This is a genomic window from Chengkuizengella sp. SCS-71B (assembly GCF_040100845.1).
Taxonomy (GTDB): Bacteria; Bacillota; Bacilli; order Paenibacillales; family KCTC-33759; genus Chengkuizengella.
Genome location: NZ_JAZHSH010000001.1, coordinates 2,860,053 through 2,885,511, shown reverse-complemented (window position 1 = coordinate 2,885,511; position 25,459 = coordinate 2,860,053). Strand labels below are relative to the sequence as shown.

General features: G+C 36.2%; 18 protein-coding genes. 17 read left to right on the top strand and 1 reads right to left on the bottom strand.

The features are described from left to right. Positions 1 to 14: 14 nt before the first annotated feature. The 4 genes from VQL36_RS14085 (at position 15) to holA (ending at position 5,440) form a co-directional block, all read left to right on the top strand. Complete coding sequence (locus tag VQL36_RS14085; RefSeq protein ID WP_349249934.1) at positions 15 to 2,462, top strand: DNA internalization-related competence protein ComEC/Rec2; 2,448 nt, start codon at positions 15 to 17, stop codon at positions 2,460 to 2,462. 190 nt (positions 2,463 to 2,652) lie between these two features. Next, positions 2,653 to 3,201 carry an RNA polymerase sigma factor gene (locus tag VQL36_RS14080; RefSeq protein WP_349249933.1) on the top strand — a complete coding sequence of 183 codons (549 nt, stop codon included), beginning with the start codon at positions 2,653 to 2,655 and terminating at the stop codon, positions 3,199 to 3,201. Further along, the gene (locus VQL36_RS14075) at positions 3,198 to 4,118 is read left to right on the top strand and encodes an anti-sigma factor family protein (RefSeq protein WP_349249932.1); all 921 of its coding nucleotides are present in this window, start codon (positions 3,198 to 3,200) and stop codon (positions 4,116 to 4,118) included. The genes VQL36_RS14080 and VQL36_RS14075 overlap by 4 nt, the downstream gene beginning before the upstream one ends. 302 nt (positions 4,119 to 4,420) lie before the next feature. Beyond that, entirely contained in the window at positions 4,421 to 5,440 is a 1,020-nt protein-coding gene (gene holA, locus VQL36_RS14070) for a DNA polymerase III subunit delta (protein WP_349249931.1), read from the top strand. A 99-nt stretch (positions 5,441 to 5,539) separates the two neighbouring features. On the opposite strand, the gene rpsT is transcribed toward holA, so the two are convergent. Then, positions 5,540 to 5,800, bottom strand: coding sequence for a 30S ribosomal protein S20 (gene rpsT / locus VQL36_RS14065; RefSeq protein WP_349249930.1), 261 nt, complete (start codon positions 5,798 to 5,800; stop codon positions 5,540 to 5,542). 194 nt (positions 5,801 to 5,994) lie between these two features. Here rpsT and gpr point away from each other — a divergent pair, with 194 nt between their 5' ends. The 13 genes from gpr to dnaJ all read left to right on the top strand — a co-directional run bounded on the left by gpr (position 5,995) and on the right by dnaJ (position 25,329). Continuing rightward, positions 5,995 to 6,984 carry a GPR endopeptidase gene (gene gpr / locus VQL36_RS14060; protein ID WP_349249929.1) on the top strand — a complete coding sequence of 330 codons (990 nt, stop codon included), beginning with the start codon at positions 5,995 to 5,997 and terminating at the stop codon, positions 6,982 to 6,984. Between the two features lie 63 nt (positions 6,985 to 7,047). Further along, positions 7,048 to 8,145 (top strand): hypothetical protein, encoded by a 1,098-nt coding sequence (locus VQL36_RS14055; RefSeq protein ID WP_349249928.1) that lies wholly within the window; start codon positions 7,048 to 7,050, stop codon positions 8,143 to 8,145. A 406-nt stretch (positions 8,146 to 8,551) separates the two neighbouring features. After that, positions 8,552 to 11,386 (top strand): peptidase G2 autoproteolytic cleavage domain-containing protein, encoded by a 2,835-nt coding sequence (locus VQL36_RS14050; protein WP_349249927.1) that lies wholly within the window; start codon positions 8,552 to 8,554, stop codon positions 11,384 to 11,386. A 200-nt stretch (positions 11,387 to 11,586) separates the two neighbouring features. After that, on the top strand, positions 11,587 to 14,211 hold the full coding sequence (locus VQL36_RS14045) for a peptidase G2 autoproteolytic cleavage domain-containing protein (RefSeq protein WP_349249926.1): 2,625 nt from the start codon (positions 11,587 to 11,589) through the stop codon (positions 14,209 to 14,211). Between the two features lie 210 nt (positions 14,212 to 14,421). Beyond that, positions 14,422 to 15,648 (top strand): stage II sporulation protein P, encoded by a 1,227-nt coding sequence (gene spoIIP, locus VQL36_RS14040; protein WP_349249925.1) that lies wholly within the window; start codon positions 14,422 to 14,424, stop codon positions 15,646 to 15,648. Between the two features lie 4 nt (positions 15,649 to 15,652). Next, on the top strand, positions 15,653 to 15,985 hold the full coding sequence (locus VQL36_RS14035; RefSeq protein ID WP_349249924.1) for a hypothetical protein: 333 nt from the start codon (positions 15,653 to 15,655) through the stop codon (positions 15,983 to 15,985). An 88-nt stretch (positions 15,986 to 16,073) separates the two neighbouring features. Beyond that, positions 16,074 to 17,888 carry a translation elongation factor 4 gene (lepA, locus tag VQL36_RS14030; protein WP_349249923.1) on the top strand — a complete coding sequence of 605 codons (1,815 nt, stop codon included), beginning with the start codon at positions 16,074 to 16,076 and terminating at the stop codon, positions 17,886 to 17,888. 99 nt (positions 17,889 to 17,987) lie between these two features. Further along, the gene (locus VQL36_RS14025; RefSeq protein WP_349249922.1) at positions 17,988 to 18,800 is read left to right on the top strand and encodes an undecaprenyl-diphosphate phosphatase; all 813 of its coding nucleotides are present in this window, start codon (positions 17,988 to 17,990) and stop codon (positions 18,798 to 18,800) included. Between the two features lie 57 nt (positions 18,801 to 18,857). Continuing rightward, positions 18,858 to 20,018: a radical SAM family heme chaperone HemW gene (hemW, locus tag VQL36_RS14020; RefSeq protein ID WP_349249921.1), complete on the top strand. Its 1,161-nt coding sequence runs from the start codon at positions 18,858 to 18,860 to the stop codon at positions 20,016 to 20,018. Between the two features lie 244 nt (positions 20,019 to 20,262). Continuing rightward, positions 20,263 to 21,279 carry a heat-inducible transcriptional repressor HrcA gene (gene hrcA / locus VQL36_RS14015; RefSeq protein WP_349249920.1) on the top strand — a complete coding sequence of 339 codons (1,017 nt, stop codon included), beginning with the start codon at positions 20,263 to 20,265 and terminating at the stop codon, positions 21,277 to 21,279. A gap of 67 nt (positions 21,280 to 21,346) precedes the next feature. Beyond that, positions 21,347 to 21,937, top strand: coding sequence for a nucleotide exchange factor GrpE (gene grpE, locus VQL36_RS14010; protein WP_349249919.1), 591 nt, complete (start codon positions 21,347 to 21,349; stop codon positions 21,935 to 21,937). 63 nt (positions 21,938 to 22,000) lie between these two features. Continuing rightward, positions 22,001 to 23,848, top strand: a complete 1,848-nt coding sequence (gene dnaK, locus VQL36_RS14005) for a molecular chaperone DnaK (RefSeq protein WP_349249918.1) — start codon at positions 22,001 to 22,003, stop codon at positions 23,846 to 23,848. A 362-nt stretch (positions 23,849 to 24,210) separates the two neighbouring features. After that, positions 24,211 to 25,329, top strand: coding sequence for a molecular chaperone DnaJ (dnaJ, locus tag VQL36_RS14000; RefSeq protein ID WP_349249917.1), 1,119 nt, complete (start codon positions 24,211 to 24,213; stop codon positions 25,327 to 25,329). The last annotated feature ends 130 nt before the right edge of the window (positions 25,330 to 25,459 follow it).

Genomic DNA, 25,459 nt, shown 5'->3' with positions numbered 1-25,459 from the left:
GGAGTGAGTACATTTTGAAACAGCCAATCCTTTATATTGCAGTTTCTTGGGTAATTGGTGCAGCTATAGTGTTTTCAATTCCTACAAAAATGATGTTTTTCTCTATTATAATAATGAGTTTATTTGGTGTTTTATTGCTTTGGAAAATAAAAGTGCCATTTAAAAGTATTTTATTATTATGTTTAATACTAACTTATTCAATTATGTATCACTACTGGTATCATATGAAAAATGTTTCAATGATAGATCCGGATTGGGAAGAATCAGAGGTGAAAGTTTATGGTACGATTAATTCCACAATAAAAATCGATGGCGATCAAGTCAGCTTTGATATCAAAACGGACCAACTAAATGAAAAGTTGAAAGTTTTTATCAAACTGAACACAAGTGATGAAAAAGATACTGTGAAAACATGGGGGAGAGGAGATTCTATTGCTTTTATCGGGGTACTTAAAGCACCTTCGGTAGCAAGGAATTTTGGTGCTTTTGATTATAGAAAGTACTTATATTATCAACACATTCATTGGATTTTGTCAGCAAGAGGTTTGGATAATCTTCAGGTGACTCCAGCTTCATTTCAATTCAGTTTCAGTTACTTTTTGAGTTGGACTGATAAAATAAGAAGTTATTTAGCTAATCAATTGGTAATGATTTTTTCAGAATCGCATCAGGGTTTTATGTTAAGTTTGTTATTAGGATTACGTAATGAATTTGACCCAATTGAGTTTGAACAATTTTCTCAAATTGGATTAACGCATATATTAGCGATTTCTGGTCTTCATGTAGCCGTTTTTTTGACTTGTTGTATGTACTTATTAAAACTACTAGGGTTTACAAAAGAAAAACAAATCTATTGTTGTATGTGTATTATTCCTTTTTATATCCTTATTACAGGAGCTGCACCATCGGTAGTTAGAGCTGGTCTTATGGCCATGTTTGGGTTATATGCACTCCAAAACGGACGTGGTAAAGATGTTTTAAATTTTGTTGGTTTTGCAGTATTCCTCATGTTGATATGGAACCCTTATTATTTGGTCAATGTGAGCTTTCAACTTTCAGTGATCGTAACATTATTACTAATTTTACTTGTCCCTATGATTAGTAAATTAATTCCCATTTCTTCAACTCTTTTAAATGGAACGTTGTCTGTGACTATTACTGCGCAGCTTGCCTCATTTCCGTTAACAATTTATTATTTTAATCAATTTTCTTTTCTATCTTGGTTAGCAAATCTCCTTTTAGTGCCTATCGTTAGTATTATCATTTTACCTCTTGGATTAGCAGCTTTAATTTTAAGTTTAATTCATATCAAAGTAGCTTTATTGATCACTTATGTAATCGAAATATGTATTGATATTTTATTTTGGTTTGTTCACAGTATTAATTCGTATTCAAAATTCAATACCATTTGGGCTTCCCCAACAATTGAACTTCTCTTATTATATTACATTTTGTTATGGCTGAGTGTTTGGACATTGCATAAAACAAATACAAAAGATGATCTCATTCCGGTAATAGTTCAAGATCTAAGGTTCGTTTTTATTAAGAAATATAAACTTGCTATTTTTTTTAATATCATCCTCCTTCTCCTCGGATTATTTTTTTATTTTCCAGATCTTTTTGACAAAACTGGTTTAGTGCGATTTATTGATGTAGGTCAGGGTGACAGTATTGTAATTCAGACTCCAAAAAACAAAGTGATTTTGGTTGATGGTGGCGGCACGTTTTCATTTACAAAGTCAAACGAAGAATGGAGAAACCGAAAAGATCCATATGAAGTTGGTAAAGATGTTGTGGTACCAACTTTAAGAAAACAAGGGGTACATGAAATAGATTATTTAATCATATCTCATTTAGATTTTGATCATATTGGTGGGTTGATCGCTACGATTGAAAAAATACCTGTTAATCATATTATTTTTAACGGTACATTAAAAAATAATGAAACAGTTCAACAACTCTTCCATTTAGCAAATGAAAAGAGAATTCCGCTATATAAGGTTGAATTTGGAGAAGTTTTAAAGTTGGATCAATATACGACTATTCATTTTTTACATCCTGCTGAATTAGAGGAACTTTATCTTGAATCTGAACAAAACGAACAATCTATCGTTTTTCTGCTGAAAATGTATCAAACAAAAATTTTATTTACTGGGGATATAGATCAGGTTACAGAAAGTGCAATTTTAAACCGCTTGAATCCGAATCAATCCAAAATAGATATATTAAAAGTAGCACATCACGGAAGTAAATCCTCTTCATCAACAGAATGGCTAAGTTATTGGCAGCCAAAAGCAGCCGTGATTTCAGTAGGTAACAATAATTTGTATGGACACCCACATCATGATGTGTTGATGAACTTAGAAAATCACAACCTTAAAATTTATCGTACTGACATACAGGGTGAAATAAAGTTGGAAATTAGAGCTAATGGATGGGATGTGACTACAAAGTTGAAATAATGATAGTTTAATAAAAATGTAAATTAAAAATGCTATATTTAATCCTGATTTCTGATATATTTGTAGTAATGTTATAAAAAAATAAACGTTACATTGTACTGACCATTGGTAATGATTTGTATTAATTATATTACTGCAACATTTTTGATTTTTTCTACGTCAATATAGTTGTAAGAGAGGGGGCCCATTTGTGGTAGAGCCAGAAATAATTAAAAATGCTCAAAATGGGGATAAGGAAGCTTTAGTACAAGTGTTAAGAGAAATTGAAACCCACGTATATCGCACCGCTTATTATATATTGGGCAACGAACACGATGCGATGGATGCAGCGCAAGAATCACTTATTAAAATTTATTCTAAAATTCATTTATACGAAGAAAAAGCTCTGTTTAAAACTTGGATTCAAAGAATCGTTACAAATGTTTGCATAGATAAGTTTCGCAAGAAAAAAACGAATGTTTCTATTGAAGAGCATGAAATAGTTATTAAAGGTGATGATAATGTGGAAAAAGAAATTTTATCTGCATATGTGGCAAAAGATATTGAGGATGCGATTGCCAAATTGCCTGAACATCACCGTGTGGTTGTTGTTTTAAGGTATTTGCAGGATTTTTCTTACAATGAGATCTCTACCTCACTTGATTTACCTTTGAATACTGTGAAATCGTATTTATTTAGAGCTAGGAAACAACTGCAGAAATTACTCCATGAATATCAGAAAGGTGGTGTACAAGGATGAAATGTCAAGAGGTGATACAACTTATGCAAAGAGACCTTGATGGTGATTTAAATAAAGAAGAACATCAGCAAATGATCGACCATATCAACGATTGTCATTCTTGTACAGAGATGTTTGAACGATTAAAAAATGTTTCGATTGAATTAGAGCAGTTACCGAAAGTAACACCACCAGTAAGTATAGTAGATCAAATATTACCTCAATTAGAGAAAATTGATCAGGCTAATATAATTGAAACACAAGTACCTGATACAGATGAAACAGAAGAAATATTAACTTCGAATAACCAAAGAACTACATTTGCAACTTTGTTCAAAAAAGCAAAACCTATTGCTTTTCTTGGAGCTTCTGCTGCGGCTGTAATATTGATCGTAATTACAGCTTTAAACTCAGGAGATAATCTTAAGATGAACGACATGGCGGCAGAACAATTTGCTTCTGATACTACTGCAAATCAAAACGCACCATTGGAAGAAAGTGCTGAGGTTGTTTTTGATGACGATGTTGTGCCGACCCCAAAAGTGGAATTTGATGAGAACGCAGCATTGCGAATTGAAAGTGAAGAAAACAATGAAAATGCTGAACAGTCAGGAGTTGAAACAAGAACAGGAGAAGAAGCTTCTGAAGAAGGCATAAAAATCCCAGCTCACGAAGAAGTTACATTCTCAGAGATTGTGAAGGGAACTGCATCACCAGATGGTCAGTACGTTGTAAATATTCGTGTTGTTGAGGAGGGGGGACAAGAGCTTATTGTACAGAAAGTAAATAATCAAGAAATATTATTTACTTTAAAGATTGAGGATAACTTATCCATTACAAAGATAGAGTGGTTAGAGGATAGTCAGTTTATCCTGTTAGAGACTTTCGACGGTGAAAAGAAATATTCTGAAAAAATCGATATTTTTAATCCAATGTAACCTTCTTAGTAATGAAAACATAATCTTTTTGAACACTTATCCAAAAATTTTAAGAATGTATTCACACTTTTTGCGTAAAATGTATATAGTATATTATTCATTAGTCAACAACGCGAAATCAACCGCGTTGCTGACCACTCCGGTAATACGTTTCTAGGGCTTATTACCGAGTGTTTATATAGATTTTTTGAGGAAGAGATCACTTTAAAATCCATTGGTTTTGAAGTGATCTCTTTGTTATACTATTCTTGGCAGAATAGTTCAAATATCTTACCTGGAACAAAAAGTAGATGAGGGATAATATGGAATATAAAGAAGCAGTAAAACAAATAAAACAAAAACAGTTTTTACCTATATATTTATGTTATGGCACAGAAAAATTTTTAATGAACGAATTTATTCAATTTTTAACGAATGAATTTATTGATCCTGTACATAAAGATTTTGCATTAAGTCTTTTTGATTTAAATGAAACAAGTCTAGACCAAGTTATTGAAGATGTTGAAACCCTTCCGTTTATGGTACCTAATAAATTAGTTGTTGCTAAAAACGCAAGTTTTTTGACCGGAGCAAGGGATAAATCTAAGATTGAACATCAATTTGAGAAGTTAGAAAAATATACTAACTCGCCAGTTGATTATTCTGTGTTAATTCTTTATGTCCATACTGAGAAATTAGACGAAAGAAAAAAAATAGTGAAGTTATTAAAAAAACAAAATTATATTGTTTCATTCCCCCCATTAAAGCCAAATGAATTAACAAAATGGGTTCTAAATAGAGTGAAAAAAAATGGGAATCATATTTCAGAGCAGGCTATTGAAACATTTATTTTATACGCGGGTACGAATTTACAAACTTTAACGGCAGAGATTGAAAAGTGTTGTTTATTTGCAGGAGTGGATCAGGAAATTACTAGTGAGATGATTCAACAGTTAGTTGTACGCAGTACTGAACAAAACATTTTTATATTAGTTGATGAAATTGTAAAGAAAAAACTTGATAAGGCTTTAGCTATTTTTAATACTCTGTTAAAACAAAAAGAAGAGCCGATAAAAATTGTTTCACTTATTGCCAGACAGTTTCGTATTATATTACAGGTAAAGGAGTTATCCAGTAAAGGTTATTCACAATATCAAATTGCATCGCAATTGAGCATCCATCCTTACGCTGTTAAAATTGCTGATGGACAGGGTAGGATATATCACGAACAGAATCTATTAGACATTTTAGACAAATTAGCCGAACTTGATTTTCAGATGAAAAGCGGACAAGTTGATAAAGTGTTAGGTATAGAGAAGTTTTTATTTCAGGTGAATATGTAAGATATCCTCATACTAAAAAACCCGTCATTGAATGGCGGGTTTTAATTTAACCACAAGAGGTACTCGAATCAAAGAATTGAATTTTTCACTCTCTTAGGATTAAAGAGCATTAACTTTTTTAGTTAAGCGTGATTTTTTCCTAGAAGCAGCATTTTTGTGGATTAATCCTTTTGAAGCCGCTTTATCAAGCTTTTTAATGGCGTCACTTAGTGCAGCTTTTGCACTTTCTGCATTTTTATCTTCAATAGCTGTATCAACAGTTTTGATTGCAGTACGTAATGCGGATTTTTTAGCAGCATTAATTAAACGACGTTTTTCACTAGTTTTTACTCTCTTAATAGCAGATTTGATATTAGGCATGTAGTTCACCTCCTAAAGACCTTGGTGTTACATAAGAAACCGTTCAAAGGTATTCCTATTGACAACTTTAAATATTCTATCATGCAGGTTATAAAATTGCAATACTTGTCATGATGTATAACGAAACAAAATCAATGACAAAATAAGATGGACGTTTTTTTGTATTTTAAAACAGCTTTGGAAGGGGTTAAGTTATGGACACATATTCAGAACGTATTGATCTAGCACTAGAAGCAACAGAATTAGCATCCAATCGTATGGGAGGCCAAATTCCAGGTGTACATACAGAAACTAGATCAGATGAGGGGGTTACTATTACTAAAATTAAAGTTTTAGATGAGGAAGGGTCTAGAGCTATTGGGAAAATGAAGGGACACTATATTACAATTGAAGTTCCTGGTTTAAGAAAAAAGGATTCTGAATTGCAAAACCAAGTGGCAACAAGACTTGCTAAAGAGTTTGAACAGCTATTAAAGGACATTAAAATAGAACCAAATGCAAAAATATTAGTTGTAGGTTTAGGGAATTGGAATGTAACTCCAGATGCACTAGGTCCAATTGTTGTTGAAAATGTGATGGTGACAAGACATTTTTTTGAATTAATGCCGAATCAAGTACAAGAAGGATATAGAGAAGTAAGTGCAGTAGCACCAGGTGTATTAGGAATAACAGGAATTGAGACAAGTGAAATTGTTCATGGGATTGTTGAAAAATCTAAACCTGATGTAGTGGTAGCTATTGATGCATTAGCTTCTATGGCCTTAGATCGAGTGAATACAACGATACAAATTGCTGATACAGGTATTCATCCTGGTTCTGGAATTGGGAATAAGAGAAAAGGACTAAATAAAGAAACGTTAGGTGTGCCTTGTATTGCAATTGGGGTCCCTACGGTTGTATATGCTTCAACTATTGTAAATAACAGCATTCAAATGGCGATTAATCATTTTAAAAAACAAACAGATAATACAGAATTTATTTTCGGTGCTTTGGATAAAATGACGGATCAAGAACGATTGAATTTAGTGAGAGAAGTATTAAATCCCATGGGACATGATTTGCTAGTTACACCGAAGGAAATCGATGAATTTATTGAGGATATAGCAAACATCATTGCTAATGGCTTAAATGCATCACTTCATGAAGCAGTGGATACAGATAATGTAGCAGCATATACACATTAATGATTATAGGAGATTTCCATGAGAAGAAAAAAGCTCTTATGTTATCTATGCATTTTTTTATTTTTGATTTTGCCCAACAATTCTTTAGGATTAGAAAAAAAGTCAAATCAGAATTTAAATCAGATCATCATACAAATACAGAGTTCAGAATCATCGAAAAATACGTCCAGTTTAGTAATTAGATCTAAAGAATTTTTTAATGTGGTTGAGAAAATGTTAGAGGATAAAAATACAATGATATCCAAAGTAAGATATCATCAATTATCTGATGCTACTTTAACCATTCAAAAAAAGAAGCAAAAAAGGACTTATGTGATAAGTGAAAGGTTTAATCTTATAGATGAAAAACAAGATATATTATTCCAATTGCCAATTGATTTAAAAATAAAAATAAATAAATATGTAAATATCGTTCGCAAAAAACATTATGGCTATTTGTTAACTTGGGATCAGGCAAAAGGAGAGTTGCCGAAGTATTCCATTTTTACTGTTATTGATATAGAAACAGGGTTAAGTTTTAAAGTACAGAGGCGAGCCGGCAGTAAACATGCTGATGTACAGCCATTAACAGCTAAGGATTCTAAAATCATGAAACAGATTTATAATGGTCAATGGAGTTGGAATCGAAGAGCCGTGTTAATACAAAATGGAGATTATTCAATAGCAGGTTCAATGAATGGCATGCCTCATGGGGGTGATGGCATACCACATAATGATTTCTCAGGTCATTTTTGCATTCATTTTCTAGGGAGCACAACTCATCGTCTAAGAAATGTAGATTTATCTCATCAATCCATGTTATATAAAGCAGCTGGTATGTGGAGAAAGTACATTCAAAGTGCGAGCCCGAATGATGTCATTGAAAGTTTTTTTATTGCATTGAATCAAAAAGATTTATTTTTATTAAAGACATTATTTCCTCATAAAAACCATGAACAAATTGAATCCTTTAAAGTAGAGATGGAAACCAATTCAAAGATTCGCAGGTTATCTTCATATACCGAGGGACAATATGATGGTGATTTATGGTTAGTCATTCCAATTCAAGCGATATTAACTACGAAGCATAATAAAAATCAGATTGTAATATACAATTTTTATTTACAAAAAAATGCTATAACAAATGCTTGGAAAATATATGATGTCACTAAAAATTTTTAAATCTTTATGTTCCAAAAGATCACCAAACAAGGTGATTTTTTTTATAACTTAAGAATTTAAAAAATTTCAAATACTAAGTTTCAACAAAAACTACCTCTAAAGAAAACTCGATGATTGGCAAGTCTAGACGAAGGCAGAATCGTTAGTTGCCCTTATACTATCTACATTTTAATTATTTAATTAATGATAGTGTAAAGAAGTATTCAGCTACCTCCTCGAGAGACTCCGATAGGAGTTTTTGTTTTTATAATAAACTACTTCTTATTTTCTAATAAAAACTAATATAGGCAGATACCTTTTTAAATAGAGTGTAGGTCATCACCCACTCGTTTAGACTAATGACTTCATATTTTGTGATAGGGTCATTTAACTATGATTTTCTAACAAAATATAGGATGTGATATACATGGATAGAAAAAGTTGCAACCGTGAAGTAACGGGAGATTGTGCCACAGCATTAGGTAGAAATACCGTAGCTAGTGGAGACAATTCTCTTGCTGAAGGTAGAAGTACGAGATCAAATGGGGAGAATTCTCATTCCGAGGGAAGAGATACAATGTCAAGCGGAGACGCTTCACACTCCGAAGGGAGGAATACAATAGCGAGTGGCGATGCTTCCCACACAGAAGGAAGAAATACGACATCTAGCGGAGATGCTTCCCATGCCGAAGGAAAAGACACCGTAGCCCAAGGCGATAATGCCCATGCCGAAGGAGAAGGAACGCAGGCGATTGGAACAGCTTCCCATTCGGAAGGAGCAAGCTCAAAAGCAAAGGGGCTTCAATCTCATGCCGAGGGAGATTGTACAACGGCAGCTGGAAGCTACTCACATTCAGAGGGAACCAAAACGAATGCCGAAGGGGAAGCTTCCCACTCGGAAGGAAGAAATACCACATCGAGTGGAGATTATGCGCATGCTCAAAACAGAGATACCGTAGCGCAAGGGGATAATTCTTCCGCCGAGGGACTAGGTTCCGTAGCTAGAGGGTTGAACAGTCATGCGGAAGGATATATTACACAGGCGGATGGAGAAAGTGCTCATTCAGAAGGACGAAACACGAAAGCAACAGGAGATAATGCCCATGCCGAAGGAAGAGATACACTTGCCCAAGGAGACAATTCCCATGCCGAAGGAGAAGGAGCAATTGCAACGGGTATCGGTGCTCATGCAGAGGGAACTTTAACAGAAGCATCAGGTTTACAGTCCCATGTGGAAGGTATTCATTCTATAGCAGCTGGTGATTTTTCTCATGCCGAGGGAGCTATTACATTGGCTCAAGGTGATCAGTCCCATTCGGAAGGATTACAAACAAGAGCTACTGGTACAAATTCTCATGCTGAAGGAAATGAGACGAATGCCATGGAGTTTGCCTCTCATGCTGAAGGAGATGGAACAAATTCAAGGGGAATTGCATCCCATGCGGAAGGAAGCAATACAACAGCTGGAGTAGATGCTTCTCATGCCGAAGGAAGTAATACAACAGCCGGAGGGATTGCCTCCCATGCTGAAGGGAATGGAGCAATAGCAGTAGGAGCTGCCTCCCATGCTGAAGGAGATGGAACAAGAACAGTGGGAGATGCCTCCCATGCGGAAGGTACTGGAACAGAAGCATTAGGAAATAATTCTCATGCGGAAGGCTGTGGCACTGTTGCTTCTGAAGATTGTTCACACGCAGAAGGTAGTGATACAAATGCTGAAGGGATGAACTCCCATGCCGAAGGATTATTTACAACTGCAAGAGGTATGGATAGTCATTCGGAAGGTACTGGAACAGAAGCATTAGGAAATAATTCTCATGCGGAAGGCTGTGGCACTGTTGCTTCTGAAGATTGTTCACACGCAGAAGGTAGTGATACAAATGCTGAAGGGATGAACTCCCATGCCGAAGGATTATTTACAACTGCAAGAGGTATGAATAGCCATTCGGAAGGTACTGGAACAGAAGCATTAGGAAATAATTCTCATGCGGAAGGCTGTGATACTATTGCTTCTGAAGATTGTTCACACGTAGAAGGTTCTCGTACAACAGCTGAAGGTACTGCTTCTCATGCGGAAGGGCGACTGACCATTTCAATAGGTATAAATAGCCATGCGGAAGGATTTCTTTCTGAAGCTTTTGGTGATTCTTCTCATGCGGAAGGCGAGGGGACGATGGCAAGAGGTATGAATAGCCATGCCGAAGGTTGCAATACAGTTGCGTTTGAAGATTGTTCACACGCAGAAGGGGATGGAACAAGAGCCGAAGGATCTTCGTCTCACGCAGAAGGCAGAAGTACAACATCACAAGGGGTCAATTCCCATGCAGAAGGACAGCAAACGATGACTCAAGGCATAGCTTCTCATGCCGAAGGAGTATTAACTTTAGCTATTGGGGACTTTTCTCATGCTGAGGGATTACGAACAGAAGCTAATGGATTAGCTTCTCACGCAGAAGGTTGTGATACAGTTGCATTTGAAGATTGTTCACACGCAGAAGGAGATGCTACAAGAGCTGAAGGATTTGCCTCTCATGCCGAAGGCTGCAATACAATTGCTTCAGGTGAATGCTCTCATGCTGAAGGGAATGGTACAGATACAAACAATAAAATAAATGCGCATATTATGGGGAGATCAGGTCAAGCGGTTGAAGATAACTCCTGGCATTTAGTAAATGATTCTTTAATGGCTTTGATTAATGGAAATACGGGAGATGCCTGTTTTGCAGGGAAAATCACTTCTGGTAGAGGCTGTGATTTCGCTGAGTTGTTTGAAACTTTGGATGGCGAACCCATTGATGATGGATACTTTGTCACAACAAAAGGAGATAAAATAAGGAAAGCTACAGATGGAGATGATTATCTTTTAGGTGTAACCAGTGCAGTACCGGCTGTATTAGGAGGTTCCGGTTATGAATGGAATAAGCGTTATTTGACAAATAAATGGGGTCGTGTGTTATATGAGGAGGTCACGATTCCAGCGGAAAAAGATGAGAACGGCAAAATTATTTCGCCTGAGCGAATCGAAAAAAGACCAAAGCTAAATCCAGAATATGATCCCGATCAACAATATATTCCAAGATCAGAAAGACCTGAATGGGTAGCTGTTGGATTAACTGGGCAATTATTAGTAAGAGACGACGGGACATGTGAAGTAGATGGATATTGTAAACCTAACGCTGATGGTATTGCTACAAGAACTCATAGTGGTTATAGAGTATTAAAACGAACAGATGAAGACCAAATTTTAATTATTGTAAAATAACTAAATCAAATTTTATGATTAAACGTTGAACAGAAGGGCGCTGACATAGCGCTTTTTTGTTGGGAAAATCAATTTCCATAGGCAGAAGCCTTTTTACATAGAGTGTAGGTCATCACCCACTCGTTTAGGCTAATGACTTCATATTTTGTGATAGGGTCATTTAACTATGATTTTATAATAAAATATAGGATGTGATATACATGGATAGACAAAGTTGCAACCGTGAAGTAACGGGGGATTGTGCCACAGCATTAGGTAGAAATACGGTAGCGAGTGGAGACAACTCTCTTGCCGAAGGGAGAAGTACGAGATCAAGCGGAGAGAATTCTCATTCCGAGGGAAGAGATACAATGTCAAGCGGAGATGCTTCACACTCTGAGGGCAGAAGCACAATGGCGAGTGGTGATGCTTCCCACACAGAAGGAAGAAATACCACATCCAGTGGCGATTCTTCTCATTCGGAAGGAAACGACACCGTAGCACAAGGTGATAATTCCCATGCCGAAGGAGAAGGAACTCAAGCGATTGGAACAGCTTCCCATGCGGAAGGAGCAAGCTCAAAAGCGAAGGGGTTACAATCCCATGCCGAAGGAGATTGTACAACTGCGGCTGGAGAATCCTCTCATGCAGAGGGAACTAAAACAAAGGCAGAAGGGGAAGCTTCCCACTCGGAAGGAAGAAATACCACATCGAGTGGAGATTATGCACATGCTCAAAACAGAGATACCGTAGCGCAAGGGGATAATTCTACTGCGGAGGGATTAGGTTCTCTTGCCAGAGGGTTGAACAGTCATGCGGAAGGATATATCACACAGGCTGATGGAGAAAACGCGCATGCAGAAGGTTCTGAATCAATCGCTTCGGGATTTGCAGCTCATGCAGAAGCATGTGGGACCATGGCTCTTGGTGAATGTTCCCATGCTGAGGGGGCTTTTACAGTCGCGGAAGGTGATAGATCTCATGCCGAAGGGACAGGTTGCAGAACACTAGCGTCGTTCGCTCATGCTGAAGGATTTATAACGCGAGCCCTTGGTAATCAATCTCATACGGAAGGAGAAGTAACAAGAGCGGAAGGAGCTAGCTCTCATGCGGAGGGTAGTAACACGCAAGCTATTGGTGACTCTTCCCATGCCGAAGGGTTTTTAACGCTTGCCCAAGGAGATAATTCTCATTCCGAAGGAGATGGAACGATGGCGTTAGGTGATAGTTCTCATGCCGAAGGATTAGACACTGAAGCCATAGGGTTAGCGTCCCATGCCGAAGGAAGTGGAACGATGGCAACGCGTATTAATGCGCATGCAGAGGGAGAAAATACAACTGCCTCTGGTGAAAACTCTCATGCCGAAGGAAATAGAACAGAAGCATTGGGAAATAGTTCTCATGCCGAAGGTATTGATACAACAGCAGAAGGATTCTCCTCTCATGCCGAAGGATTTCGAACACGAGCGAATGGTATAGACTCCCATGCCGAAGGACATTTTACGACTACCGAAGGTTTTGCGTCTCATGCGGAAGGGAATCTTTCATTCAGTATAGGTAGGATGTCTCACGCCGAAGGAGATGATACAAGAGCTCGAGGAGAAGCATCCCATGCCGAAGGATTTCGAACAACAACGAATGGTTTACACTCCCATGCTGAAGGAGCCCTTACAACTACCATTGGTGCACAGTCTCATGCTGAAGGTAACTTTTCAGTAAGTAGGGGGATGAGTAGTCATGCCGAAGGATTAGACACTGAAGCGATTGGTGAAGCTTCCCATGCGGAAGGTTGTAATACGGTAGCCATAGAAAATTGTTCTCACGCTGAAGGAAGCAATACAATAGCGGAAGGGTCTGCTTCTCATGCTGAAGGTTTTCAAACCGAAGCGAGTTCAACTGGTTCCCATGCGGAAGGAAATATAACGACAGCAGAAGGTTTCGCCTCTCATGCCGAAGGAGAGGGAACAACCGCCGAAGGAGATGCTTCCCATGCCGAAGGATTAGACACACAAGCCATTGGTGAAGCCTCCCATGCTGAAGGTTGCAATACCGTAGCTTTAGAAGATTGCTCTCACGCCGAAGGAAGCAATACGAGAGCCGAAGGCTTTGCCTCCCACGCTGAAGGTTGTAACACGATTGCTTCAGGTGAATGCTCCCACGCCGAAGGAAACGGTACAGATACAAATAATAGAGTGAATGCGCATATAATGGGAAGATCAGGTCAAGCGGTTGAAGATAACTCGTGGCATCTAGTCAACGATACCTTAATGGCTCTAATTAACGGGAACACAGGAGATGCTTGTTTTGCAGGCAAAATTACTTCAGGCAGAGGTTGTGATTTCGCTGAATTGTTTGAAACGTTGGATGGCAAACCCATTGATTATGGATACTTTGTTACAACAAAAGGGAAGAAAATAAGGAAAGCTACAGATGGAGATAATTATATTTTAGGCGTAACAAGTGCTGTTCCGGCTGTTTTAGGAGGTTCCGGTTATGAATGGAATAAGCGATATCTTACGGATAAATGGGGTCAGGTGTTATATGAAGAGGTCACGATTCCAGAGGAAAGAGATGAGAAAGATAACATCATTTCACCTGAGCGAATTGAAAAAAGACAAAAGTTAAATCCAGAATATGATCCTGATAAACAGTATGTTCCAAGAGCAGATAGACCAGAGTGGGTAGCTGTTGGATTAACTGGTCAATTATTGGTAAGGGACGATGGGACATGCGAAGTAGATGGATATTGCAAAACTAACGCTGAAGGTATTGCAACAAGAGCTCAAAGTGGTTATCGAGTTTTAGAAAGAACAGATGAAGACCAAATTTTAATTATTGTAAAATAACATCTAAGATTACTTCTATGAGAAGCTCCGATAGGAGCTTTTGTTTTCACAATATAAATCACAAAATTTTAAAACACCCAAAAAGTGAAGTTGATTCTAGAATATTAAATCCTAGTACTTTTCAAAAAATATAGGTTCTATCTTTTTTTCAAATTCATAGATTATAAATAAATAGATTCAAATAAGACATGCTGCTTTGGAGGAGAGTTTATGAACCAATCTACTATTTTTGGGGTGATGTTAAGAGTTTTTATTACTTTATCTTTAGGTACGCTTACTATGTTTCTGATGCTTTCCATTGGAAGTTATACTCAATCAAAAATGGTTACATCTCCTATCGTCTCAATGCAGGGGTTAGGTACTTCAGTATCAAGTCAATTTTTTGTAGATATGATGGCAGTAGAAATACCACAAATGAAAAGTGGGTTAAACAGCACTACATTTTCTCAAAAAAATGTTCTAAATTTTTTATTTAGATACGTAACAAGTATTAATCCAAATGATCCTAAAAGTTTGCTTGCAAGTGAAGTTCCAGGCCTTGCATTAGAAAAAGTAGTTTTACTTCGAGGGGGATCAGATAAAGATGATATAGTTGAACCACTTGACTTACCCCCGACTCATTTTGATTTTAAAGCAAACAATGATAACAATCCTCAAAAAATAGATCCAATTATAGAAACCCAACCCCAAGAGGACGAACAAACCATTGAATCAGGCTCAAGTGATGATGAATTAAATGTAGGAGAAGACGAGCAAAAGTCTGGATTTAGTGAGAAACAATCAGATAAAGTTGCAGCGAATGGAAACCCTCTTGTTTTTATATACCATTCACATAATAGAGAATCTTGGTTGCCAGAATCAGGTCAAGTTTACGATGGGGAGACTAATGTAACAGCCTTAGGTAAACGATTAGAAAAATCTTTAAAGAATTTAGGAATTGTGGCAGTTAGTTCAGATAGAGATTATGAAGAGAGTGTAGAGGGATATAATTGGAATTTCTCATATAAATATTCTTTAAAAACAGTAGAAGAAGCATTTGCTGTTAATCCTACATTTAATTATTTTATAGATATTCATCGAGACAGCCAAGGGAGAGAAGTAACAACTATCAATATTGATGGAGTAAATTATGCTAAATTTTATTTCATTATCGGAGCAAGTAATCCAAATTGGAGAGCAAATGAAGCATTTGCCACCAAGATTCATGATGCAATGGAAACACAATATCCAGGTATATCTCGAGGTATTTGGTCAAAGTCAAGTACTGATGGTAACGGGGAATATAATCAGTCTTTTTCTCCAAATAGTATTGTTATTGAAGTTGGAGGCGTTGAAAATACGATTGAGGAATCAAATCGGACAATCGATCTTTTAGCAAAAGTTTTATCAGATGTCGTTTGGGAGGCTGAGAAGGTAGATACTGGAGTGGGAGGTTAATGTTATGGTTCGATTTAGTGTTCAATTATTAATTTTGTTTTTTATTGTTAGTTTTTGTGTTTTTTTTGGTGTTGAACTTGCTAAGCAAGGTATTGAAGATATTCATGGTCCCTTGGAGACAGTGACAGAAGAAGATTCAACATCTAATGAAATCCAATCAGAAAAACAAAAAACTGATGATTTGATCCCACCTGTAGAAGATTCTCCAAAATTAAGTTTGACCACTCCAACGAAAGACTCTTCTGGATTAAGTATTAAAATAGGAAACGTTCTCCAATCTACTGCACATAAGGGTGTTGAAATCATTGTCTCTGTATTTCATGCGTTATTTTCCTAACCTTCAATTGTAAGCAATGTTCACTTTACATACACTTGTGGTATAATAAAGGGAATGTATATTTGCAAGTAATTTATGGGGGTTTAGCATGACAGACGTACATGAAAGACAAAGTCGTATTCGGAATTTTTCAATTATAGCACACATCGATCATGGAAAATCTACTTTAGCAGATCGAATTTTAGAATTTACAGGCGCGTTAACTTCAAGAGAAATGCAAGATCAAGTTTTGGACAAGATGGATTTGGAGAGGGAACGCGGCATTACAATAAAATTACAGGCTGTACGTTTAAACTATAAAGCAAAGGATGGTCAAGAATATATTCTTAACTTAATTGATACTCCAGGACATGTCGACTTTACATATGAGGTTTCTCGTAGTTTAGCGGCTTGTGAAGGAGCTTTGCTCGTAGTAGATGCAGCACAGGGCACGGAAGCTCAAACTCTAGCTAACGTGTACTTGGCTTTGGACAATAATTTAGAAATTTTACCAGTTATCAATAAAATTGATTTACCAAGCGCTGAACCAGAAAGGGTAAAGCAAGAAGTTGAAGATGTAATTGGTTTAGACGCAAGTGATGCTGTTTTAGCTTCAGCAAAAGCAGGCATAGGAATTGAAGATATTCTTGAACAGGTAGTAACCAAAGTTCCAGCACCATCAGGGGATGCTAACAATCCATTAAAAGCATTGATTTTTGATTCACATTACGATGCATATAAAGGTGTTATTGTATATGTTCGTGTTATTGATGGATCCATTAAATCGGGATCTAAGGTAAAAATGATGGCCACGGATAAAACATTTGAGGTCATAGAAGTAGGAGCTTTTAAACCTAACATGTCTATCGTAGATGAGCTGCAAGTTGGTGATGTTGGTTTTATTGTAGCAGGTATCAAAAATGTAAAAGACACTAGGGTAGGGGATACAGTTACTGATGCAATGAATCCTGCACAAGAAGCATTGCCAGGTTATAGAAAAATTAACCCTATGGTGTATTGTGGATTGTATCCGATTGATACAGCTGATTATAATGATCTTAGGGAAGCTTTAGAAAAGTTAGAATTGAATGATGCATCTTTAAAATATGAACCTGAGACCTCCAGTGCATTAGGATTTGGATTCCGTTGTGGATTTTTAGGTTTGCTTCATATGGAAATCATTCAAGAGCGTATAGAACGTGAGTTTAACATTCCATTAATCACAACAGCACCAAGTGTTATTTTTAGAGTGACGCAAACAAACGGGGAAATGATTGAAATTGACAACCCTTCTAACATGCCAGATCAGCAAAAAGTCGATTATATTGAAGAACCTTATGTGAAAGCTTCAATCATTGTACCAAATGACTTTGTGGGGGCTGTAATGGACCTTTGCCAAAATAAACGTGGCGACTTTATCAACATGGAATACTTAGACACGAATCGAGTACAGGTTATTTATGATATTCCACTCTCTGAGGTTGTTTATGACTTTTTTGATATTTTGAAATCCAGTACAAAAGGTTATGCTTCATTTGATTATGAGGTTTCTGATTATAAAAAATCAAAATTAGTAAAAATGGATATTCTGTTAAACAGTGAACAGGTGGATGCCCTGTCATTTATTGTCCATAGAGACAAAGCTTTTTACAGGGGACGTGCAATATGCGGTAAATTAAAGGATCTGATTCCTCGTCAAATGTTTGAGGTGCCTATTCAAGCAGCTATCGGTCAAAAAATTATAGCGCGTGAAACGGTAAAAGCGATGCGTAAAAACGTACTAGCTAAATGTTATGGCGGTGACATTTCAAGAAAAAGAAAACTTCTTGAAAAACAAAAAGAAGGTAAAAAACGAATGAAACAAGTGGGAAATGTTGAAGTACCACAAGAAGCATTTATGTCTGTTCTAAAGTTGGATGAATGACTTAACCTGAAACGGTGATAATGATAAACCGAAGGCCGAGAAAATGCTCTCGGTCTTTTAATTGGATGAACGAGCATTGATAATATTGGAGAGGTCTATATGGATATTTGGGAATTAGTCAAATATATGTTTTTAGGTGTTTTACAAGGTTTTACTGAACCTATCCCTGTTTCTTCTAGTGGGCATGTTTTATTGGCACGACACTGGTTTGGAATAGAAGTTGAAGGATTAAGTTTTGAAATATTAGTAAATTTTGCTTCTTTGCTTGCTGTACTCCTTATTTATAGATCAGATTTGATTCATATAACAAAACATAGCTTGAAATTTATACAAACGAAGGACATCAAATATAAAAAAGATTTTATGTTTGTTGTTTATTTAGTGATTGCCACTATCCCCGCTGCCATATTAGGAATCACTTTAGAAGACTTCATTTCAGGGACATTTAATGAAAATGATGTAAAAATTATAGGTGCCGCATTAATCATTACAGGTATAGCCTTGTGGTTTATCAGAAACTTAAGAGGCAAAAAAAACGATCAGAATATTACTTTATTAGATGCTGTAATTGTAGGTTTAGCACAGGCAATCGCATTAATTCCAGGGATTAGTCGTTCTGGGGCAACTATTGTTGCAGCACTTGCTAGGGGATGGAAGCAAGAGACGGCGATGCGTTTTTCTTTCTTTTTGTACATCCCAATTAGTATAGGAGTTATGGTATTTGGAATGTCGGATATGATCAACGAACCCGGAATAGAGTCAAGAATCATTCCCTATACTCTTGCTTTCCTTGGTGCATTAATTGCTTCTTATTTTTCTTTGAAATGGTTCATGGGTATTATGCAAAGAGGTAATCTTATTATTTTTACAGTGTATTGTTTAATCGTTGGTACCTTCGTTTTACTTTTTTAAATACCACTAACCACTACTTGAACAACTAACACGACTAAAGAAAGAGGGAAGTTGATCATGACTACTTTTAATTCATCTGCTGCAAAAGCTGTATATATTCATATTCCCTTTTGTAAACATAAATGTTATTACTGTGATTTTAATACGTACGCACTACCAGTACCACCAATTGATGAATATTTAGAAGCATTGGAAAAAGAACTACAAGCTACTGTTGAGAAGTTTCCACCTGGACAGATCGAAACGATTTTTGTTGGGGGTGGAACCCCTACAATACTAGACTCTCAACAAATGAACACTTTTTTACAATTAGTAAATCACTATTTTCCAACTCAACATGAACAGCTTGAATTTACGATGGAAGCAAATCCAGGAACTACGGATGTAGATAAATTAACAGTCATGAAAGCAGGTGGAGTGAATCGCATCAGCTTTGGAGTTCAGTCATTTCAAAATGACATATTAAAGGATATAGGAAGAATTCATGATGCTTCTGAAGTATTTGAAAGTATAAAAAATGCTAAAGAAGTAGGTTTTGATAATTTATCTATTGATTTAATGTTTGGTCTTCCAAATCAAACGTTGGAAAATATGGAAGAAAGCTTAAATCAAGCCTTATCATTAGATTTACAACATTACTCTATATACAGTTTAAAAGTGGAAGAGAACACAGTTTTTCATTCTCTATATCAAAAGGATAAGTTGCCTCTTCCTGCTGAAGAGGATGAACTCAATATGTTTTTACTTATTATGAACAGGTTAAATGAGGCTGGGTATCAACAGTATGAAATCAGTAATTTTGCAAAATCTGGATTGGAAAGCAAACATAATAAAATGTATTGGAGAAATCAAAGCTACTACGGTATAGGTGCAGGAGCCCATAGTTATTTGCAAGGAATAAGGTATATCAACGTAAAAGGTGTACAAGATTATTTAGATGCCGTTAATCAAGGTCTTCCTGTAATTGAAGAGCATCGTGTTAGTATAAAAGAAGCAATGGAAGATTTTATGATGGTTGGATTACGATTAATGGAAGGTGTAAACAAAGAAGATTTCTTTCAACAATTTTCACATCCGATGGATCAAATATTTAATAGACAACTTAATAAATTAATTAGTAATCAGTTGTTGGAATCAACTCAAAATGGATTTAGATTAACTAAAAGGGGAATATTGCTCGGGAATGAAGTGTTTGCTGAGTTTATTTCTTCACATTAGATAGTTAAACTTTTACCTGTTGTGATGAAATTGCTGTGTTAAAAAGACTGGATTCACTTGACAACACATGATTTGATTTGGTATTTTGTTATTAGTGATTAGCACTCGACTTGAATGAGTGCTAACGATGGATAAAAGTTCATTTTAAGTTTAGTTCTTGAAGAGATTCAATTCTCCCGATGTTTTCACTTTTTATCGTATATCAATACCTTGCTTTTGAGGGTAACAATAAGGAGGGGAAGTTATGCTAACAGAACGTCAGAAAATGATCTTAAGTGCGATTGTGAATGATTATATCCATTCTGCAGAGCCTATAGGCTCAAGAAGCATATCAAAACGCAGTGATGTTGGGTTTAGTCCTGCTACGATAAGAAACGAAATGTCTGACTTAGAGGAAATGGGATTTTTAGAGCAACCACATACCTCTGCTGGTCGTATTCCCTCTCATAAAGGCTACAGATATTTTGTGGATCATCTTATTAGTTTAACAAAATCGAAGAATGAAGAGATAGTATCTATAAAAAATTATTTTAATAAAAGACTGAATAAAACGGAAGCAATTTTGCAAGAGGTGGCTTCGATTTTATCAGACATGACTCAATATACTTCCATTGCGCTTGGACCTGAATTATTTAATACTACTTTAAAACATCTTCAATTCATCTCTATTAATGATGTTACAGGCGTTGTCATTATTGTTACAGATACAGGAGAAGTTGAAAATAAGAAGGTTCAAATTCCAAATGGAATTTCCATTGACGAAATTGAAAAGTGTATTAATATTTTAAACAGTAGATTACGTGGAGAACCTTTAATCTCATTAAAATCAAAACTTTTCAATGAACTTAGTAATGAATTAAAAAAATATGTAAAGCAACACCATGAATTGATGCACATGTTAGATGAAGTGTTTGAAACGAACAAACAAGAGCGCATTTACATGAGTGGCACTACCAATATGTTAACACAGCCTGAATTTAATGATGTGTCAACAGTAAAAAATATTTTAGACTTAATCAATGAAACGAAAACATGGATCGAATTATTTTCTAATGCACCCAAAGGAATTCAGGTATCGATAGGTCCAGAAAATGATGTAAAACAAATTCAAAATTGTAGTTTGATAACAGCTACTTATAAAATTGAAGGTCATTCAATTGGAACAATAGGTATCTTGGGACCTACTCGTATGGAATATGAAAGAGTCATAAACTTATTAAATCATTTAACAGATGACCTTGTTAAATTCTATTATAGATAAGAGTGAAGATGATAGAAATTAATAATATATAGGAAAAATATATTTATTCCACTAAGGAGGTGAATGTATGAGTCAAACAGACCAAACAAAAATGAATGAAGAAGAACAAACACTTAACGATCAAGAGAATGAAGGTTTAGAAAATATGGCTGATGAAAATCTAAGTGACGAAGAAGAACAAAACGTAGAAGAACAAATACTTATGGATAAAAAAGATATTGATGAGCTGAAAAAAAATGCTGATGAAAGTCAGCAGAAATTACTTAGAACTCAAGCAGATTTTGATAATTTTCGTCGCAGAACTAGAATGGAAAAAGAAGAAGCTCTAAAATACGCTTCAAAAGGACTCATAGAGCAGCTGCTTCCTGTAATAGATAATTTTGAAAGAGCCATTTCATCAAGTGCTGAAACGAAAGATTTCGATTCATTGATGAAAGGAATTGAAATGGTTTTTGATCAAATGAAACAAACATTTGATAGTGAAGATTTAAAACCTATACAATCCGTAGGCCAACCATTTAATCCAGAATATCATCAAGCTATCATGCAGGTAGAATCTGAAGAACATGAGGAAGGTATCGTAGTGGAAGAAGTTCAGAAAGGTTACATCCTAAAAGATAAAGTACTCAGACCTGCGATGGTTAAAGTAAGCAGTTAATACACAAATCATCATGATTAATAAAAATAAAAGTAGGATTATTATAAGGAGGGTTACTCATAAATGAGTAAAGTAATAGGTATTGATTTAGGAACTACAAATTCATGTGTTGCGGTTATGGAAGGTGGAGAAGCGGTCGTTATTCCTAATCCAGAAGGGAATAGAACTACACCGTCTGTTATTGGATTTAAAAAAGATGGAGAACGAATCGTTGGTGAAACGGCTAAACGTCAAGCGATCACAAATCCAGATGGAACGGTTATTTCCATCAAACGTCATATGGGAACTGATTACAAAACTACAATTGAGGGTAAAGAGTTCAGCCCGCAAGAATTATCTGCAATTATATTACAGAAATTAAAATCTGATGCTGAAGCATATTTAGGATCAACGGTTACACAAGCTGTTATTACTGTGCCAGCTTATTTCAATGATAGTCAGCGTCAGGCAACTAAAGATGCTGGTAAAATTGCTGGACTTGAGGTGCTTCGTATTGTAAATGAACCAACAGCTGCAGCTTTAGCATATGGTTTGGAAAAAGACGAAGACCAAACGATTTTAGTATATGATTTAGGTGGAGGTACATTTGATGTATCTATTCTTGAATTAGGTGATGGATTTTTTGAAGTAAAAGCTACAAGTGGGAATAACCGCTTAGGCGGAGACGATTTTGATCAAGTGATTATCGATCATCTAGTATCTGAATTCAAAAAAGAACACGGAATTGATTTAAGCAAAGATAAAGCGGCTGTTCAACGTTTAAAAGATGCTGCTGAAAAAGCGAAAAAAGAACTTTCTGGAATAGTAACTACTACAATTTCATTACCGTTTATTACTGTAGTAGATGGAGTTCCCCAGCATTTAGAAGTGAACTTAACTAGAGCGAAGTTTGAAGAATTATCAGCAGATTTAATTGAAAAGACATTAGCACCTACAAGACAGGCAATCAGTGATTCTGGTTTAAGTGCTAGTGAAATAGATAAAATTGTATTAGTTGGTGGTTCAACAAGAATTCCAGCAGTTCAAGAAGCAGTTAAAAAATTAACGGGTAAAGATCCTCATAAAGGTGTAAATCCAGATGAAGTAGTAGCTCTTGGAGCTGCAGTTCAAGCAGGTGTACTCACAGGTGATGTTCAAGATGTTGTATTATTAGATGTTACACCTCTTACATTGGGTATTGAAACTGCTGGTGGTGTATTTACGAAGATGATCGACCGTAATACAACAATACCAACAAGTAAATCACAAGTGTATTCAACATATGCTGATAACCAAACAAGTGTTGAGATTCATGTTCTTCAAGGGGAACGTGCAATGGCAGCAGATAATAAAACATTAGGGCGTTTTATGTTAGGAGATATTCCTCCTGCGCCACGAGGAATCCCGCAAATTGAGGTTACATTTGATATTGATGCGAATGGAATCGTGAATGTATCAGCTTTAGATAAAGGTACTGGTAAGAGTCAAAAAATCACGATTACTTCTTCTAGTGGATTGTCTGATGACGAAATTGAACAAATGACTCAGGATGCTGAGAAATTTAAAGAAGAAGACGAGAAGCGTAAAGCAGCTGTAGAAACAAGAAATGAAGCAGATCAGTTAGTTTATACAGCTGAAAAAACATTAAAAGATCTAGGAGATAAAGTGGATCAAGCAGAAATTGATAAAGCGAATGAAGCTAAAGATAAAGTGAAAAAAGCTTTAGAAGGCGATGATACTGATGAGATCAAAAAAGCTTCTGAAGAATTAACTGAAATTGTACAACAATTGTCTGTAAAATTATATGAGCAAGCAGCTCAAGAAGCTCAAGCGGCTCAAGGTGCAGAAGGAAATGCAGAAGCTGATAATGCTGCAAGAGATAATGTCGTAGATGCAGATTATGAAGTTGTAGATGAAAAAGAAAATAAATAATCTTAAACAAAAATAAATGTTTTAAAGAATAGTCAAAGTCAAGTAGTATATTGGCTTTGACTATAAACTTGTAGATAAAAAGGTAGTTCAAAAAGTCCACTTTTGCCGGCACAGGACGTGCTGGTACTGCGTTAGTCACAGGGAAGTGACTGGTATTAAGTAGTGATTACGAAGTTTTTCGAGGAAGTGGTTTCGACGTCGAATATTGCACTCACATTTGAAGTCCGGTGCTCATGTAACCAATCACTACACTGTGCTCCGGCTTCTGCATGTTCGTACAATCTTCTCGGTACTGAAAACCGAACTTTTTGAACACTCATTTAATGGTAATATGTTTAATTGGAATAGAATGGAGTGAAGTGATGAGTAAACGAGATTATTATGAAGTTCTCGGTTTAGGCAAAGATGTTTCAGGCGATGAAATCAAAAAAGCTTATCGCAAGTTAGCTCGTCAATATCATCCTGATGTAAATAAATCTTCTGATGCTGAAGAGAAATTTAAAGAAGTAAAAGAAGCATATGATGTATTAAGTGATGATCAAAAAAGAGCAACCTATGATCAGTTTGGTCATGTTGATCCAAACCAAGGAATGGGTGGAGCTGGCGGTGCTGACTTTGGCGGATTTGGTGATATCTTCGATATGTTTTTTGGAGGCGGAGGTGGCCAGAGACGTAACCCAAATGCACCACAAAGAGGTGCTGATTTACAATACACAATGACGATTGAATTTAAAGAAGCGGTTTTCGGAAAGGAAACAGAAATTAAAATTCCTCGTACAGAAACATGTGATCGTTGTTCAGGTTCTGGGGCTAAACTAGGTACTAAAAAGCAGACTTGTTCTACATGTAATGGTTCAGGTCAACAGGAAGTTGTTCAGAACACTGCATTTGGACGCATCGTGAATCGTAGAGTATGTACTACATGTAACGGTCAAGGTTCGATCATTAAAGATAAGTGTGGTAAATGTCATGGTTCAGGACAAGTAAAAAATCAAAGAAAAATCAATGTGAAAATTCCTGCGGGAGTAGATGAAGGATCACAAATTAGAATTTCAGGTGAAGGTGAAGCAGGACAAAAAGGTGGACCTTCTGGTGATTTATATATCGTTTTACGTGTAAAATCTCATGAGTTTTTTGAAAGAGAAGGCGATGATATTTACTGTGAAGTACCACTTACCTTTGCTCAAGCAGCTTTAGGTGATGAGATTGAGATCCCTACTCTAACTGAAAAAGTGAAATTAAAAATTCCTGCTGGAACACAGACAGGTACCTATTTCCGTTTAAAAGGAAAAGGTGTGCAACGCGTTCGAGGATACGGACAAGGTGATCAACATGTAAAAGTGGTTGTTGTTACACCTTCCAAATTATCGGAAGATCAAAAGCAATTATTACGCGATTTTTCAGAATTAAATGGAGAGCATACTCATGAAAAACACCAGTCCATTTTTGAAAGAATGAAAAAAGCTATTTTAGGTGACTGATAAATTTATCAATTATGAATAAAACCAAAAAACCGTTAGAGCAATCTTGCGGTTTTTCTGCTACAAAAAGTGTGGACGATGGAAATTTAACGAATTAGCATGGACAAACTTGAGCTTGAAAGGAGATTAA

Coding starts and splice junctions, on each gene's coding strand:
- VQL36_RS14075 (WP_349249932.1), top strand. CDS start 3,198: ATGAAATGTCAAGAGGTGATACAACTTATGCAAAGAGACCTTGATGGT.
- holA (WP_349249931.1), top strand. CDS start 4,421: ATGGAATATAAAGAAGCAGTAAAACAAATAAAACAAAAACAGTTTTTA.
- rpsT (WP_349249930.1), bottom strand. CDS start 5,800: ATGCCTAATATCAAATCTGCTATTAAGAGAGTAAAAACTAGTGAAAAA.
- gpr (WP_349249929.1), top strand. CDS start 5,995: ATGGACACATATTCAGAACGTATTGATCTAGCACTAGAAGCAACAGAA.
- VQL36_RS14050 (WP_349249927.1), top strand. CDS start 8,552: ATGGATAGAAAAAGTTGCAACCGTGAAGTAACGGGAGATTGTGCCACA.
- VQL36_RS14045 (WP_349249926.1), top strand. CDS start 11,587: ATGGATAGACAAAGTTGCAACCGTGAAGTAACGGGGGATTGTGCCACA.
- spoIIP (WP_349249925.1), top strand. CDS start 14,422: ATGAACCAATCTACTATTTTTGGGGTGATGTTAAGAGTTTTTATTACT.
- VQL36_RS14035 (WP_349249924.1), top strand. CDS start 15,653: ATGGTTCGATTTAGTGTTCAATTATTAATTTTGTTTTTTATTGTTAGT.
- lepA (WP_349249923.1), top strand. CDS start 16,074: ATGACAGACGTACATGAAAGACAAAGTCGTATTCGGAATTTTTCAATT.
- VQL36_RS14025 (WP_349249922.1), top strand. CDS start 17,988: ATGGATATTTGGGAATTAGTCAAATATATGTTTTTAGGTGTTTTACAA.
- hemW (WP_349249921.1), top strand. CDS start 18,858: ATGACTACTTTTAATTCATCTGCTGCAAAAGCTGTATATATTCATATT.
- hrcA (WP_349249920.1), top strand. CDS start 20,263: ATGCTAACAGAACGTCAGAAAATGATCTTAAGTGCGATTGTGAATGAT.
- grpE (WP_349249919.1), top strand. CDS start 21,347: ATGAGTCAAACAGACCAAACAAAAATGAATGAAGAAGAACAAACACTT.
- dnaK (WP_349249918.1), top strand. CDS start 22,001: ATGAGTAAAGTAATAGGTATTGATTTAGGAACTACAAATTCATGTGTT.
- dnaJ (WP_349249917.1), top strand. CDS start 24,211: ATGAGTAAACGAGATTATTATGAAGTTCTCGGTTTAGGCAAAGATGTT.